We start from the raw sequence: 15,546 nt of genomic DNA, 5'->3' as shown, positions 1-15,546 counted from the left end.
AAAGAGGATTCACTCAATCAATTGGCAAGCAATTAAATAAACTCAAAATTCAGGCTAGGAGCTCTTTATAGAATGGCTCTTAAAAAAATGTCATAAAAACCCCCTTACTTGAAATGCAAGGAGGCTGTAAGATCTTGTCTTCATTGATTCAAATTGAGGCAAAATGGGCTGGATTCAAAATATAGGATATATGCAACAAGTGCTGTGGGATGTGGGATGTATGCGTGTCAGTTCTTATTTTCCACAGGAAAATAGGCGCTCTTGGCAAATGTTTGAAAGAATTACCCAGATTGCTCTTGGCGCCATGGGACTGCTTTATACCTTGGACTTCTTTTCGCCTTTTCTTCCGTTAACATTTAAAGCTGCCATTCAAGGTATTTTGACACCTTTCCTGGGTTGCTTATGCATCAGCTTGATTTTGGGAGTTTTGAACCGAGGATATCAATCAACGGCGAGGCCTTGTATGGCTACCTCGTTAAGGATCCATAACAGACAAGCGCTCCCTCTTTCTATAAGTCACGACAATAGATTATCGGATCCAACATCAGAAGCAATTATTCTTGTTCAAGCACCTCGGGTCGTCTCAGAAAACACAACTATGAGAGAGAACACCGTGGAAAAGCCCCTACGTGACGAGGCAATTCATCCTCCTATCAGCGATAGCGCGCGAATTGGATCTCAAGAAGGGCAAGCCTGCAAGGCCTCAAGAGAAGATAAGTGCGTCGAAACGGATATGACTAATAGAAAAAGAAGAAAAGTTAAAAAATTGCAAAAGGTTGCCAGGTGTTTACTGCCAGAATTTGAAGAAGTGGCGAGGCAGGAAGGACTGTGTTAGAAGAAGACAGGTGGGTCTGCCTAAATGGAGAGTGTGTGCGGGAGGCGGATGCCCGTGTGCCTGTTACTGATCGCGGGTTTCTGTTTGGTGATGGAATTTTTACCACGATAAGAATAAATGAAGGCAGAATCGAATTTCTTTCAGCCCATCTTGCCCGCTTATATCAGCAATGCCGACAGCTCAATATGGAGCCGCCGCTTATTCCTTTTGAATGGATCGGAGAGCTGATCCGAAAAAATCAAGCGCTGCAAGGGACCTGGCGCTTAAAAATTGTCGTGACGGGCGGCAATGATTCCGCTTTGCGGCTGCCCCGCCGGCAAGCAGGCCTCGTGCTCTTGACCATTAAACCTTATCGCTTTGAAGTCTTTTCTCCCGTTCGTTTATGTCTTTTCCCTTATCCTGTGGTTCGTCCTCTTGCTGCCTGCAAAAGCTTAGCCTATTTAGACCGCTTGGTTATTCAAGAGTATGCGTGCCGCCAAGGCTATGCAGATGCCATTGTGTGCGATTGTAAAAATCATCTATTAGAGACCGCTTTTTCTAACCTTTTTTGGCTAAGCGATGAGACATTATTCTTTCCAGATCCTGCGCTTCCCTATCTTCAAGGCATTTTATTAAACCAATTCCTCCCTTATCTGAAAGCAAATATTCAATTTTTGAAGGCGCGCCTGGAGGATATTCCCTCTGACGCTGTTGTTTATTTATGCAACGCCTTAACCCATATCCGTCCTGTCATCGCAATTGGAGAGCGTTCTTTTGGCCGGCTAAGCCAGACGGAAAACCGGCTGCAACAAGCGATCTTTGAAGCTTTGCAGCAAGAAGTTGTTTAAGACCGGAATCAACAAAATTTTATGCTGTATTTGGAATTCTCGATTTTGTATGCTTAATCCTTATTGATTATTAAAGAGACTGTTATGACAAAAAATAAAGACAAAAGCGCGATTAACCCTGTAAGAGAAGAAGATTTTCCAGAATGGTATCAACAAGCCATTAAGGCTGCAGATTTGGCTGAAAATTCGCCCGTACGCGGCTGCATGGTCATTAAACCTTGGGGATATGGGATTTGGGAAAATATTCAGCGTCAGCTCGATGATCGAATTAAGGCGACAGGACACGAGAATGCCTACTTTCCCCTTTTCATTCCTTTAAGTTTCTTTGAAAAAGAAGCCGCCCACGTCGAGGGCTTTGCAAAGGAATGTGCAGTTGTCACCCATCATCGTCTGGAAGAAAAAAATGGACGCCTCATTCCTTCGGGTGAATTGGAAGAGCCGCTCGTTGTGCGTCCGACTTCTGAGACGATCATCGGCGACTCCTTTTCCCGCTGGATCGAATCTTATCGGGATTTGCCTTTGCTGATCAATCAATGGGCCAACGTCGTGCGTTGGGAAATGCGCCCGCGGATTTTTTTGCGGACGACTGAATTTTTGTGGCAGGAAGGCCATACGGCCCATGCCGCCCATGAAGAGGCTGTGGAAGAGACGTTGAAGATGTTGGAAGTCTATCGTTCGTTTGTTGAAGATGTGCTTGCCATTCCCGTCATTGTAGGAGAGAAATCTCCAGGGGAGCGCTTTCCTGGTGCGCAAAATACGTATACATTGGAAGCCATGATGCAAGATCGCAAGGCGCTTCAATCTTGTACATCTCATTATTTAGGTCAGAATTTTGCTAAAGCGTCCAACATACGCTTCAGCAACAAGGAAGGCCAATTGGAATATGCCTATACAACCTCTTGGGGAATGACGACGCGCTTAATCGGAAGTCTGATCATGTGCCATGGAGATGATGACGGCATTCGCCTTCCGCCGCGCATTGCCCATAAGCAGATCGTCATTATTCCAATCATACCCAAGCCGGAGCTGGAAGCAGATATTCTCAGCTATGCTGAACGCTTGGCAGAAGATCTAAGAAAGCAAGTTTTCTATGGCAAGCCTGTGAGCGTCCACATTGACAAGCGCGATAAAAGGGGCGGAGAAAAAAGCTGGGAATGGATTAAAAAAGGCATTCCGTTGCGCTTGGAAGTGGGTCCCCGTGATTTGGAATCCCAAGCAGTCATGGTTTCTAGACGCGATCAAGGGGTCAAAGAGAAGCAGTCCTTCTCAATCGGTCAACTTATTGAGCAAGTGGTTCCTATGCTGGAAGAGATCCAGCAAAATTATTACAATGAAGCAAAAGCCTATCGCGATGCGCATATCTACCGCCATATTGAGAACTTCGAGCAGATGCGCGAGTTCTTTACGCCGAAAAGCGAAGAAAAGCCGGAGATTCATGGCGGATTTGTGCTGGCAAAATGGTGCGGCGATCCGGCGACGGAAGAGATGCTGGCAGAGTTAAAAGTGACGATCCGCTGCTTGCCGATCGAGCAAAGCGGGACGAAAGGGCGATGCGTCCTAACGGGCAGAGAAGCCACACTGGATGCGATTTTTGCCAAGTCTTATTAATCTTTAGGGCCTCTTAAGCCTAATAACCTGATTTTGGCATTTTTTCTCTTTGACGCAGTCCAAAGGGCAAAAAATGCCAAATCAGGTTGATAAATTAAAATAAGTGCCTATCCTTTCTATGACAGCCTGTCTTCTTCCGCATTGAACGGACAACAGACTAAAGGGCGGGAAGGACAAGCTGTCCAATTTTAACAGGATTGAATAGTAAAATAAGGATAATAAGGACAGCGTATTTTAAGCGTGAAAATAATGCTTGGTAAGAATAGGGCCGCTTTAATGAATGAATCGCTTAAAGCAGCACTTGCATTTTAGCGTACAAAAATCCAATGTTGGCGGACATGGCTGCTTTCGGAAAGGGTTTTCTGAATTTTTAAAGGATCGCGAACGCTTTTTAAGTCTAAGTCCAACTTTTCATCCAGTTTTTGCTTGTCATTTTGCAACTGTTCCCATATAGGTGGAGAAAAGTTATTGGAATCTTCAACATAATTTTTAAGTTGATCGGGAGTTAAAGCCAATTCTTCCAGAAGCAGCTGATATTCGCGCTCCAATTTTTCCATGTTAATGCTAATTTCTTGCATTTTTAATTGGGTCTGTTGAATTTTTTCTTTTAGCTTTTTTTCTAAAGACATATTAACCCTTAATAAAAAATTCAAATTCAATTATATAATTTATTTTAATTTATTACAAGTGATTTTGATATGAGAGCGTGTTATTTTCTTATTCTTGCGAGCAATGCTATTATTGGGTGGATTTCCATTGGATTAATTTGCCGTTTACTTTTTTATTCGATTATTCCCAGCAAGCAAGAGCGCTTGCGTCAATTGATGACAGAGAAGGCTTTGGCGGAAATAGGGACGGAGCAGAATTTAGCTGAGAAAATAGAATCCATTGATTTAGAAGAAGAGGTGGCTCCTATTTTAGATCAGCGCTTAGAAGCACTGGTTGATCAATTTCGTTCGCAGATTCCAATGGCAGGCATGTTTTTGGCAGGCCCTTTTATCGAGCGCTTTAAACTTAAGGCGAAAGTGGAAATTTTAAAGGCTTTACCTTCTATTAAGAACAATCTGATCCAAAAAATTGAACGAGAATTTGATTTAAAGAAGTTGGTGAAAGCCAAAATTGATGCCTTAGATCTTGAAGCAGCAAGCGCCTCTATCTATAAAGAGGGGAGAAAAGAAATTTTTAAATTGCAGGGATTGGGAGCTTTGATCGGGTTATTTCTTGGATTGGTGGAGTTGGTCCTTTTGGCTTGGTTCTGCTGACAGAGGAAATAAAAAGGAGCCCAAAGCAGCAAGAGACAGGAGCAGGATGACAATGCCCAACGTTAAAAGCGTGGGAATCTCGACGACATCGTGAAGGAGCATTTTACAACCGATAAAGCCCAAAATTAAAGCCAATGCGTAATGCAGTAAATAAAAGCGGTTCATGAGGCTTTCCAACACGAAAAATAACGCCCGCAGTCCTAAAATCGCTAAAATATTGGATGTATAAACAATAAAAGGCTCTGTTGTAATCCCCAAAATGGCTGGAATGGAATCAATGGCGAAAACCAGGTCCGCTAATTCAATTAAAACCAGGACGAGCAAGAGAGGCGTGGCGAGCCATTTTTGATTCTGTTTAACGAAAAAACGCTGGCCATGAAACTGAGAGGTTAGAGGAATCCAAGATTGCAATACGCGATAGGCGAAATTTTTCTCAAATTCAACTTCTTTTTCCTCTTTGAAAGCCAAGCGGATTCCCGTAATAATTAAAAAGGCTCCGAAAACGTAAAAGATCCAATCGAAATGCTGGACGAGGGCAATGCCTCCCCAAATTAATAGGCCGCGCATGATGATGGCGCCTAGAACCCCATAAAACAGCACTTTGTGTTTGCTGCGATCCGGCACATTGAAGTGGGAGAAGAGGAGAAGAAAAATAAAAAGATTATCGACGCTAAGGGATTTTTCTAAAAGATAGCCTGTCAAAAAAGTAAGCGCAGGATCCGGGCCAAAAGCAAAGTAAAGCCAGACGTTAAACAAAAGGGCCAAGGCAATCCAAGCGGCCGATGTCAGAAGGGCTTCTTTAAATGAAATGGCATGCGGTTTGACATAGGCATGCCAAAGATCGAATCCTAAAATGAGGAAAATGACAAAGTTGAATCCAATCCAATGCCATGTCTCAACAATCATCGTCTACTCGGCAGGCTGGGTATAATGGCACATGCATCGAATCTCTTGCGTATCTTTTAAAGGTTGATAGCGGAAGTTTTTATGAGCGGGAATGTCCCCTTTAACTAAAATCGCTAACCGCTTTTTATTGTGTTTTCCTAGAAATTGCTGAGCCATATCTATGCATTCGTCATATGTCAAGTCTTCAAATCCTTGGCGGCGTTTCTCTATCCAATCGAAATCCGCTTCATAAACAAAGGTCAAAGTACTAAGCAGATCGCCCATCTCCATCAAACTTTGCGGCGGCTGTTTGATGGTTGTAAGAAGAGCTTGGCGAATCTTTTCAAATTGCTCTTTTGTTAGCTCACTTTTTGCCATTTCTTGTAGATAACTTTCAATAAATAATTCGAATCGGGCCAATAAATCGCGTGGATCATGGGTATGGGATTGGACGGAAAAGAAACTAAATAAGTGTTTATCGAATATTTCAGCGCTATTATGAACCAAATATCCTGTTTGCTGCTGAGTCCGAAGGGTGGCATAAAAGGCACTGGTCATCGCTTGAGAAAGAATCTGCTGGGCCGCACGCTTCTTAAAAGAGAAGTCCGGTGTAGTTATGCCTAAGATGGCGGCATGCGCGGGCGTATTGACAGCAAGCTCAATGAAAAACGGGCCTTGTTGGTCAGGCAGGGCAATAATGCGCTCAATGGGGTGCTGCTCTTTTGGAAAAGGGCTGTTGGCCAATGCCGTGTGAAGCTTGTCCCATGCCCGAAGCGCCTGTTCTTTTTCCACATGGCCATAAAAGAGGCTGCGGATAAAGGCTTGATCGTACAAATGCTCGAGATAGTCTAAGAATTGCTTATAAGAGAGTTCTTGGAGAGCGGCTACTTTTTGAGAGTGAGTGGAGTGTCTTTCATAAATAAGGCTTTGAAATAGTTTTATTCCTTGCTGGAGAGAGCCTTGGCATCCCTCGTTTTGATACTCTCTCAGGCAGGCTTGCTTCAGGGTGTGAAAAAGCTGCTCGGATGGCCGGCATGCCTTTAGCTTTTGCAAGATGGCATCAAATAGCTGTTCGGCATTATCGCTATACCCTTTGATGGTAAATAGCAGGCCTTTTCTTGTTTCTTTTACTTCGTATTCAAGACCGGCAATTTGAGCGGGATAGCAGAATGGATTGAGGGCTTCCTGCAAACATTTAGTATAAAGGTCCGTTAAGACAGCTTTGAGGGGATTGCCTTGATCAATTTCGGGGGATTGAATCTCAAACGACCACACGGTTTGCGGCAAGCCAAAATAAGCGTCTTTAGCAAAATAGAGTTGGCCTTGCTCGGTATCCATTAAAAGAGCAGGGCGGGGGATAGACAGGCCACTTTTCTCTTGTTTTGTTGAAAGGGAGGCAAGCTGCAATTGTTGAGGAATAAAAGGATTGGGAGTAGGCAAGTATAGCTGGGAATGCCTTTTCGCCTGGCCCAAACGCGTGAGCTGTTCTGCGGGAATCGGCCGAGTCTCATAATCGACGCCCATCCAACGCTCTTTCTGTTCGAGGGGAATGGGAAGGCGGTCTGGCTTTGCCAACACATGGATATGGACATTGCGCGGGCTTAAAGCATCCAAAAAGCGATGAAGGGAAGAGGGGTCAAACGCTTGCGGAATCAGCGTTCTTTCTGGAAAAGTCTCTAACTCTTCCTGGGCTAGCCAGCCTCCCATTTGCATTAAATAGTTAAAAGGATTTTCTCTTGACTGGTATTGATAGCGCATGCTCGCCATTTTTTTCACTTCTTCAAAAATATAAGCGGGAAAATCCTGGCTTTTAAGCTGATCAATGGCTCCAAAGCAGTGCGCTAGGATGGTATCAACATTCTTTAATCCTTCCTCGGTTAAATGAATGCATAAAGAAAAAAGTAAATGCCGGGAACCCAGGCGGTAGCCTGAGCAGCCTAAATTCTCAGCTAAATTTTCGGCTTTTAAAAAGGCTAGCAAGCTGCCAGGTCCTTCATGGCCCAGAACATAGCTAACTAAGGCTTCCGGTTTCGCTATCTGGTGGGGATCCAGATCGGAGGGAAGCTCCCATGTCAAGCGAAGCGTCCGCTGGTCAGCCAAAGGAGCAATATAAGCGATGCTGGCTTTGCGCCGAGGATCTAAGAGGGGAACAGCTGGCCGGCTTGGCTGAAGCTGCCTGTTCGGAACATCGCTAAAATGTTCGAGAACAAGCTGTTTTAAAGCGGAAAGCGGCAAAGGGGAATACACAATCAGGCGCATGAGATTGGCGCTGTAATGCTCTTCGTACCACTTTTTTAGCGTCTGTTGAGAAACGGCAGACAGAGTGAGCGAATTGCCCGTGCTGAAACGATGATAGGGATGCTCAGGATTGCTTAATTCCTTTTGTACGGCATTTTCCCGAATCCCTTCATTGGTAAAATTCTTGGCAAATTCTTGATCGATTGCTTGCAGCTCGCGCGCAACTCCTGACGGATTAAACAGCGGTTTTTTGAAAAAGAAAGAAAAGCGGTCTAAAGCCTCCTTAAAGCCTGCATGATGAATCGAGAAAAGGTAAAGGGTATAATCGCTTGACGTATAGGCATTGAATTTTCCGTTATGGGAACGGATAAAAGCATGATAGTCCGATTCAACCGGATACTTTTCTGTTCCTAAAAATAGCATGTGTTCTAAAAAGTGGGCTAACCCCGGATAGTCATCGGGATCGTCCCAGCTTCCCGCTTGCACGGTTAGGACAGCTCCTGATTGCGTTGCTAAAGGATCCGAGATGAGATAGACTTGGAGGCCATTGGCCAACTTCAATTTTAGCGTTTGCCTATCGGCAAGAGTGGGCGTCAAGAGAGGAAGCAAGGCGCGGTCTTCCACAAGCGCAACCTCTTCTTGGCCTGTTAAATCAATGCGTTGGGTAAACAAAGCGAGAAGTGAAAAAATAAAAAAGACAATCCGCTGCATGCTACACTTTTCCTATTCAATTAAAAAAGAAATCTATCATATCAACTACAGGAATTAATTATTAGTTTTTGTTTAATAATTAAATTCTTTGCCTTTAATATAATTTAATAAAAATAAAATTGATTCGCGGTTTAATTTTAAATGATACTATTTTCATCTAGTGATTCTAGAGAAAACAGTTGAAAAAGGGTGAAAAATGGGAAAAGAAATCGAATCTGGGTCAGTAGCGGTTTTAATATATCCTCTTAAGGCATTTCCCACTTATAGGTATGCTGTTAAAGACTGCCGTCAAATTCACAATAGTCCCGATTCGAGTTCTTTTTCTCTCTTAGGGAGAAAATAAGCTGGAATATGGACAATTCGCCATTCGACGACATCCTTAACGAAGGCTTATAATCTAAAATTAAGCCAAAAATTCACATTAAGAGGTAAATTTATTTGTAGTATTGTTTTGCAACAATTTGAAATTTCCCCGATGTGTACCAAGGATCTGCAGTGACATGAGGCGTTCCAATAATATCTCTTAATTCTCACATTGTTTAATTAATAGTTTGAATTAATTTTTCAACTACCTTGCTAAATGTAAAGTTTGTTGTTGTAAATAGTGTATTTTTTATTTCAAAATCTGAATAAAAAGAATTTTTTAAGCAACAGACGAGTTGAAATTTGGTAAAATGACAGAAATCTCTTAAAAGGATATTAAAACCTATTTTTCTCATTAAAGGAGAAAAATTTACTATAAAGTATGCTTTTAATACCCTATCTTAGGATATGTTCCTTAAACTGCTAACGATCTAATTGACGATACGCACTAGGAAATTCGGTTAACTAAATCTCTCTAAATCCATAAGCTCTTCAAGGACGATAGAGCTTTCCGAAAATAGCTTCCAATTTTCTTTATGATAAAGATCAATAGGAGAAGTAGACTTTTTATATATTTCTAAAGCTTTCTCAATGTTTTCTGCCTTCATATAATAGATTAAGAAATCGTCTTCTCCTATTCGATCCAAGAAAACGGATTCAATAATGACGCCTTCTTGTTCAAGAGTTGCCATTGTTTCATGAATTCTTTCCTTTAAAGTGCGAAACCATTCACGCACACTTGGTAAAGCGCCTTTTTTTAATTTAGAACGAATGCAAAGGGTTCTTTTCATAAAAATTCTATAGTTTTTTTCCTTATCTTTATAACTAAACGTTGAAATTAAAATTCGTTTTTTTACATTCTAGCCTCCTCATTCATTTTTTTGGAGTTAGGATGAAAAACATTAGGATTTTTTTATTCTTTTTTTGGCTAACTCTTGGGAAGGTGTTCTCAATTTCTGCATTGGATCAAGACATTCGCCTTACAGCTGAGTGCGAGCCTATTGCTACTGTAGCGGATTGCGTGAATGTCATTTCAGGCGATTATTTTGAGGTCAATAACGACATTTCTATTGATAATGTCGAATCCCTTAATCTAAATCGCTATTATGATAGCGGTCATCTCTTCTCTTCCGTTTTAGGATTCGGATTTGGCTCTAATTTTCCTTTTAACGCTCTTGAGCCTCAAAAGCAAGATAAGCATCACTATGCATTGATTGAAGAGCGGGAAGGCTTTTCAATTCCTTATCGAAGCAGGGAAGGATTATATTCAACTTATCGAATCGATAAACGTCTTTTGGAAAAAGGGTATACAAATCTCTCTAGGCCCGGCCTTAGCTCGCATACCAATGTGGCGAGTACGCAAGGCGTTTTTGATAAAGAAGGGTGGAAAATTAAATTAGGTAATGGCTCTCAGCGAACGTATCAAATGTATGAGAGAATTAAAAATTTAAGTACCGGGGAAGAACACTGTTTTTATGACTTGCAAGAAGAAACTCGTCCTAGCGGTAACCGTGTTAAATTTAGCTACGCCAATATTAATGGAGAACATTGTCCGCTCAAAATTTGGCTGACCGATGCAACGGGTAAAACGATTTTTAGTGAAATTAACTTTCACTATTCGAGCGACTATGTGCTTGTCAAAAGTAACCGTGGAGATGAAGTTTATTACTTAAGGGAAAAAGAGAAGCATACGATCAAAAGCTCGAGTGAAAGTAGCTTTCAAACCAATTTCTTTTTGAAGCATGTCCACTCTCCTCAGCACACTCCTGTTTCCTATCATTTAACAGACGATAGTAAAAAAGGGGCGCTTAAAATTGGAAAAGTCACAAAGCCGGACGGTAGATTTTTAAAAATTAAATATGATGATGAAAGGAAAGTTAAAAGTCTGATAGCCCCGGTCGGCCCCAATGCAGAAGAAATGGCTTTCTACCAATTTATTTATAAAAAGAATGAAACGCTGGTATTGGATGCCCTCCATCAATTGACCGCTTATCAATTTTGCCGTAACAAGCGATTGACGAGCATCTGCTATTATGACACGGGATTACAGAGCCAATCCCAAAAAAACAAGCTCTTAAAAGAAGAGCGTTTTAGTTGGACAACAGGGGAAGGAAAAGAGGGCTGGCTTTCTTCAAAAGAAATTGTAAATTCTTCCGGGCAAATAGTGCAGAAATTTACGTATCAATATGATAGTCGTGGCAATTGTACGAGGGAAAAACTAAAAGGCAATTTAACAGGTGCAGGACCGGAAGCTTTTACTGAGTCGGATGAATTATCCGGTTTTGTCGAAAGCTATGAAAAATCTTATCAATATTCAAAGGATGGCTTTAATTTACTAATAAAAGAATCGACTCCTGAAGGAGTTGAGATTGAATATATTTATAAGCCTGGTACGAATCAGCTGATCGGAAAATTCGTGTCTTATGGCGGCAAAATTCAAGAGCGTACCTTTCATTATTACCATCCTTATGGCGTACTCATTCAAACTATTGAAGATGATGGCAGTTCATACGATCATTTTGATTTAACGGATGTAACAGTTAGGCATGTCAAACAAATTGAAATTGATCTTCAAAGCAGATCTCCTAGCTTAGGAAAGCCTACGAGTATTCGGGAATGCTATCAAAATCATGATACGGCCTGGAATCTCGTTGATCTAAAGACAACGGCATTTACGTATAATGCACGCGGACTAGCCGTTAGCGAAAAAATCTATGATGCGAATCATCAATTTAGATACGAGCTAAAAACAGAATACGATTGCAAGGATCGAATTGTTTCGAAAACAGATCCTCTTAACCGCCTCATTGTTTATGCTTACGATGATAACGATAATAAGATATCGGAAGAGATGATTGGATCCGGGAAAAAGACTCTTTATTTTTACGATAAAGCCAATCGCTTAACTAAAAAAGAGGAACACCATCCGGCGGATGGGCTTATTTTTTGCCATTCCTATACCTATGATGCCCTTAGCCGCCTGATCTCCGAACAAGATTTTTATGGGCAAGTGACCCAATATGCTTACGATCGGCTGGGACGTCAAATAAGCTGGGTAAAACCTGCTGTTGTTAATCAAGATGGACAAGGAATCCATCCGACAATTACCAGGAAATATAATCTTTTAAATCAAATTGTTGAAGAAACGGATGAAAATAATCACACGACCAAGACTTCTTATACAGTTTACGGCAAGCCTATATGCATTGCTCATCCGGATGGGGCGATCGAGCGTTTCCTTTATTATCCCAACGGCTTGTTAAAGCAGGCTTGGCAAGCGGATGGAGGATCCCGGCGTTATACCTATGATGCTAAAGGCCAACTTACCAAGGAAGAAGTTCTTGATATTCAAGGAAATCTAGTCCAGCAAGAAAGCTATGTTTATAAAGGCCCGCGTTTATATAGCTACACAGATCCCATGGGTGTGATGACTTGCTATAAATACGATGGAGCCGGAAGAAAAATAGGGGAGGCCACTCAGGGACGCTGTATCACTTATCACTATGATGCTCTGGGAAGGTTAGAAAAGATCATTCACCATGGAGAGGATGGCCAGCAGCAAGTAGAAGCTAAGGAATACGATCTTTTAGACCGCGTTCTTTCCAAACAGCAGATCGATGAAACAGGCCAGGTATTTGCAAAGGAAACTTTTGCCTATGATATTCATGGCAATTGTATTCAACATCGGATTTACCAAAACCAGGATATGTATGCACTGGAAGAAACGTGCTATTATTCTTGGGGCGTTCCTAAATGGCAGAAGGATGCCTTAGGGCAGCTGACTCTTTATTGCTATGACTATCAACATTGGAATTTATTAGGCCAAGCCGTCCTTAAGCGCACGGTAATAGAACCGTCAGGCTGCCAAACTGTCGAAGTCCATGATGCTCTTTCGCATGTAGTTCAAAAGGATATTTATTTTCCTAATTTAATAGCCTCCACTCTATTTGCTTATGATGCCAAAGGAAACCTCACGCAACAAAAAGAAGCCGTTATCAAAAATGGAATAATCGAGCGTTATTATACCTTGGAATGGAGCTATAATAATCGTGATTGGGTGGAAAAGCTTACTGAAAAGCCAGCTTTAAAAACACTTTGCTATCAATATGATGGGCTTGGACGCGTAGTGGCAAAGACTAAGCCGAATGGTACCATTCTTAGTTATCAGTACGATGTTTTAGGGCATTTAGTTTCCCTTTATTCAAGCGATGGCAGTTTTTCTTATTCTTATCAGTACGATCTGCATGGCAATTTGATTGGAATGGCTGATGCGATTCGGCAGCGGCAGCAAAAACGCACATATGATTGTTTTAACAGATTGATAGAAGAAGATTTTGGAAATCAAATTATTTTACGCTATGGCTATGATGCCTTTGATCGAATTAATCATATCATTTTGCCTGATGGCTCTTCGATTCGATATGATTACAATGCTTTCCACATAAAAAAAATCGAGCGTTTAAACAAAGAGCAGCAAAGCCTTTATGCTTGCTTAACTATGCGCTATGATTGGGCCGGCCGTTTATTGGCTCAGCGATTGCCTTTTAATTTAGGCCAAATTGATTATCGCTTCGATGTGCTTGGCAGACCCTTGTCCATCGAAAGCCCGCACTGGAATCAATTCATTCAAGGCTACGATGCATCTAGCAATTTATTGGCTGACCACATTATGGACCCTGCAGGTGAATGGTCCGAACATTTTAAATATGATGGATTAAATCAATTAATTGCGGAAGCGGGCTTATTGACAAATGATTATGTGTATGATTCATTGCATAACCGCCGCGAATATAATGGTCATCATCATGAAGTGAATGCGCTTAATCAACTGCTTAAAGATGCGGCAAGCGAATATCAGTATGATCCCAATGGGAATCTTATTGGGCAAACTTTCCCATCCATCATTTATGCATATGATGGGTTGGACCGCTTATCTAGCTTAACAAAAGAGGGGATAACGACGCGTTTCATTTATGATGGATTAGGGCGCTGTCTTGAAATCCAGGAAGACTCTTCCTCTTGTTATTTACTTTATCAGGGCGAGCAGGAAATCGGTTCTTGGGAAAATGATCAATTAAAAAATTTACGCATTATTGATCCTGAGGAAGATAGTAGGCCTGTTTTTGCTTTGGAGTTAGATCGCCAAGTCTATTTCCCTGTTCAGGACCACCGTCGCAATATCTGTTGCTTACTTTCTATTGATGGTTCAGAAAAATGGTATCGCTACAGTGCGTTTGGAGAATGTGAAGAGTCTCAAGGCCAATCTCTAGCGAATCCCTGGCGTTTTGCTGGTAAACGAAAAGTAGGTGATCTTGTTTACTTTGGCAACCGTTTTTATTCACCGGCGATGGGAAAGTGGATCAATCCCGATCCCTTAGGATTTGAAGATGGGCCGAATCTGTATGCGTATGTGCACAATAATCCTTTGATGCATGTTGATTGGCTTGGATTATTTGATCTTGATTTGACGCATATGTCTTTTTCCGAGAGAATGCAAGCCCTCGACTTTGAGAGCTTTGCTGCTCAAGCCGATTTTTCTTCAAGACTGCACACCAGTTATTTTTTCAAGGGTCTTGGGCAAGGAATGGGGAATGGCTTTGCAAGTCCCATTGATACGGCTACTAAGCAGTATGGCGGAGCTGTGGATGTTTTGAATGGAGATTTTGGCAAGCATTTTTCAGGAATGGATCGATTCGCTATGGCTCAAGAGGCGGGAGTATGGGCCGGTGAAACTGTGATGACAGCAGTGAACGCCATAAATGTAGGTAGATTGCTCTATAGCGCTGCGCGAGGAACTTCTCAGATTCTTTGCAATCAAGCAGCTAAAGCGTTTGCTAAACAAGGAAACAAACAGTTACTAGGCCATAGTTCTAAGGTCTTATCTCAAACTACAGAAGTAGCAGCAACAGTACCTGATTTCATTGTTGGTTCCAATGGTGTAGCTATTCCTACAAGCCGTAAGGTATTAGAAGCTGGATTTCAAAGAGCTGGTTTTGAAACTTTTGCTACAGAATCACCAGGTATAGGATATATTCTTTCAAATAAAATGAAAGTAAGAATAATGAATTCTTCTGGAAAAGCTCCTGTTCGTGCTTCGTTTACCAATGCCAATCAGGGTCCTATAAATCCATTTACAGGAAAACCACCCCAGCCACCGAAAGGATTAAGCAAAACAGAAAGATTAAATTTTACAAGAACCTATTCACATTTAGAGTTACAATAATGATGAAAAAAATAATTAAAAACGTAGCCCGCTTTTTACCATTACATATTGATTCTGTAGAATGGAATGATCCAAACCTGATTCTTATCGGTAAAGATTGGAGCTTTTCAACAATAGGATGTTGGAGACTAATAGATCATAATAAATTAGAATGCGGTTGCTATGACGAAGAATCTATTATATCAATCCAAAAAATAAAGAATCTTTCAATCGTAGCAATTGATATTCAATCAACTCAGTTATCTGTTGATCCAGTTTTTACCTTTTCTAATGGATATAAATTAGAGGTTTTTTCAACAACTTTTCTTGAACCGTGGATTTTTGATTTTTCTTCAGATGTGGTGTACGTCGCTTCGCCTTCAGATGATAAAGAAGTTTAGTGTTAAAATTGTATTTGCTCAAAAAGAGAGATCGCAAATTAATGGTAATTCATAGCTTAAGATTGAATAGAAATGGCTTTGCCAAAGTGTGTCATAAGGGACTTGGTCGTACAGACATATGAGGTTCCTATTTTACTGTTTTTTTAATTTTAAAGAACTCAAATTTTAGGCCGCTTGCTCGCCATTCGGCTGCACGCGGCTTTTCTCTTGAGGG

General features: G+C 41.4%; 10 protein-coding genes. 6 read left to right on the top strand and 4 right to left on the bottom strand.

From position 1 onward, the window contains the following. The first annotated feature begins 163 nt into the window (after nt 1–163). The 3 genes from BN3769_RS06260 to proS all read left to right on the top strand — a co-directional run bounded on the left by BN3769_RS06260 (nt 164) and on the right by proS (nt 3,270). Nucleotides 164–835, top strand: a complete 672-nt coding sequence (locus BN3769_RS06260) for a hypothetical protein (RefSeq protein WP_068468702.1) — start codon at nt 164–166, stop codon at nt 833–835. Beyond that, the gene (locus BN3769_RS06255) at nt 829–1,662 is read left to right on the top strand and encodes an aminotransferase class IV (protein ID WP_068468700.1); all 834 of its coding nucleotides are present in this window, start codon (nt 829–831) and stop codon (nt 1,660–1,662) included. Before BN3769_RS06260 ends, BN3769_RS06255 begins: the two co-directional genes overlap by 7 nt. An 84-nt stretch (nt 1,663–1,746) precedes the next feature. Beyond that, entirely contained in the window at nt 1,747–3,270 is a 1,524-nt protein-coding gene (gene proS, locus BN3769_RS06250) for a proline--tRNA ligase (protein WP_068468698.1), read from the top strand. A 308-nt stretch (nt 3,271–3,578) separates the two neighbouring features. Here proS and BN3769_RS06245 read toward each other — a convergent pair whose 3' ends face one another. Then, nucleotides 3,579–3,899: a hypothetical protein gene (locus tag BN3769_RS06245; protein ID WP_068468696.1), complete on the bottom strand. Its 321-nt coding sequence runs from the start codon at nt 3,897–3,899 to the stop codon at nt 3,579–3,581. Nucleotides 3,900–3,968: 69 nt separating this feature from the next. Here BN3769_RS06245 and BN3769_RS06240 point away from each other — a divergent pair, with 69 nt between their 5' ends. After that, nucleotides 3,969–4,532: a DUF445 domain-containing protein gene (locus BN3769_RS06240; protein WP_068468693.1), complete on the top strand. Its 564-nt coding sequence runs from the start codon at nt 3,969–3,971 to the stop codon at nt 4,530–4,532. On the opposite strand, the gene BN3769_RS06235 is transcribed toward BN3769_RS06240, so the two are convergent. From BN3769_RS06235 to BN3769_RS06225, 3 genes are all read right to left on the bottom strand, one after another. After that, nucleotides 4,485–5,438, bottom strand: coding sequence for a TerC/Alx family metal homeostasis membrane protein (locus BN3769_RS06235; RefSeq protein ID WP_079989435.1), 954 nt, complete (start codon nt 5,436–5,438; stop codon nt 4,485–4,487). The genes BN3769_RS06240 and BN3769_RS06235 overlap by 48 nt on opposite strands. 3 nt (nt 5,439–5,441) lie before the next feature. Further along, complete coding sequence (locus BN3769_RS06230) at nt 5,442–8,366, bottom strand: insulinase family protein (protein ID WP_068468691.1); 2,925 nt, start codon at nt 8,364–8,366, stop codon at nt 5,442–5,444. 824 nt (nt 8,367–9,190) lie between these two features. Further along, entirely contained in the window at nt 9,191–9,520 is a 330-nt protein-coding gene (locus BN3769_RS06225; RefSeq protein WP_228840633.1) for a DUF6176 family protein, read from the bottom strand. A gap of 152 nt (nt 9,521–9,672) precedes the next feature. Between BN3769_RS06225 and BN3769_RS06220 the strand changes: the two genes are divergently transcribed. Beyond that, the gene (locus tag BN3769_RS06220) at nt 9,673–14,952 is read left to right on the top strand and encodes an RHS repeat-associated core domain-containing protein (protein WP_195155558.1); all 5,280 of its coding nucleotides are present in this window, start codon (nt 9,673–9,675) and stop codon (nt 14,950–14,952) included. Continuing rightward, nucleotides 14,952–15,332 carry a hypothetical protein gene (locus tag BN3769_RS06215; RefSeq protein WP_068468687.1) on the top strand — a complete coding sequence of 127 codons (381 nt, stop codon included), beginning with the start codon at nt 14,952–14,954 and terminating at the stop codon, nt 15,330–15,332. The genes BN3769_RS06220 and BN3769_RS06215 overlap by 1 nt, the downstream gene beginning before the upstream one ends. Nucleotides 15,333–15,546: the final 214 nt, after the last annotated feature.

Origin of the sequence: Candidatus Protochlamydia phocaeensis, from assembly GCF_001545115.1 — a bacterium.
Lineage (GTDB): Bacteria > Chlamydiota > Chlamydiia > Chlamydiales > Parachlamydiaceae > Protochlamydia_A > Protochlamydia_A phocaeensis.
Note: the sequence above shows the minus strand (reverse complement) of the source record. Positions and strands in the feature narration are given on the sequence as shown.

Excerpts from the sequence above, each read along its gene's own strand:
- BN3769_RS06260 (WP_068468702.1), top strand. The coding sequence starts at position 164 with ATGGGCTGGATTCAAAATATAGGATATATGCAACAAGTGCTGTGGGAT.
- proS (WP_068468698.1), top strand. The coding sequence starts at position 1,747 with ATGACAAAAAATAAAGACAAAAGCGCGATTAACCCTGTAAGAGAAGAA.
- BN3769_RS06245 (WP_068468696.1), bottom strand. The coding sequence starts at position 3,899 with ATGTCTTTAGAAAAAAAGCTAAAAGAAAAAATTCAACAGACCCAATTA.
- BN3769_RS06240 (WP_068468693.1), top strand. The coding sequence starts at position 3,969 with ATGAGAGCGTGTTATTTTCTTATTCTTGCGAGCAATGCTATTATTGGG.
- BN3769_RS06235 (WP_079989435.1), bottom strand. The coding sequence starts at position 5,438 with ATGATTGTTGAGACATGGCATTGGATTGGATTCAACTTTGTCATTTTC.
- BN3769_RS06230 (WP_068468691.1), bottom strand. The coding sequence starts at position 8,366 with ATGCAGCGGATTGTCTTTTTTATTTTTTCACTTCTCGCTTTGTTTACC.
- BN3769_RS06225 (WP_228840633.1), bottom strand. The coding sequence starts at position 9,520 with ATGAAAAGAACCCTTTGCATTCGTTCTAAATTAAAAAAAGGCGCTTTA.
- BN3769_RS06215 (WP_068468687.1), top strand. The coding sequence starts at position 14,952 with ATGATGAAAAAAATAATTAAAAACGTAGCCCGCTTTTTACCATTACAT.